This window comes from Enterococcus sp. 5H (assembly GCF_028128615.1).
In the GTDB taxonomy this organism is placed as follows: Bacteria; Bacillota; Bacilli; order Lactobacillales; family Enterococcaceae; genus Enterococcus_L.
In genome coordinates, this window is the sequence record NZ_AMDP01000015.1 from 1 (window position 1) to 482 (window position 482).

The following is a 482-nucleotide window of genomic DNA, read 5'->3' on the forward strand; positions in this document are numbered from 1 at the left end:
GCCCAGACATCTTCTGGTTTACATGTATAGGCATAGTTGGTCCCTGCTGCTAACATACAGCCGACTTGGTTTTCAGGATCGACTTCATGAGCAATTTTAGTTGCGATAGCACTTGCTAATAATTCGTGGTGAGCGGCTTGGTATTTGACTTGTTCTTTGTTTTCGCCTTCTTCAAAATACAAACCAGCCCCCATAAATGGTGCATGTAAAATCATATTGATTTCGTTAAAGGTTAACCAGTACTTCACTAATCCTTTATAGCGATTGAAAATCACCTTACATAAATTTTCATAAAAACCAACTAATTCACGACTGCGCCATGCGCCATATTTTTCTACTAAATGCATTGGACAATCAAAGTGTGTGATCGTTACCAGCGGCTCAATTCCATGTTTACGACATTCTTTGAATAAATCTTCATAGAATTTCAAACCTTCTTCATTCGGTTCTGTTTCGTCTCCTAGGGGGAAAATACGACTCCA

General features: G+C 39.0%; 1 protein-coding gene. It reads right to left on the minus strand.

Annotated features, from left to right (window positions below; translation table 11 throughout):
* Window positions 1-482: family 1 glycosylhydrolase (locus tag C240_RS04625; RefSeq protein WP_271491638.1), on the minus strand; the 482-nt coding region annotated here is incomplete at both ends.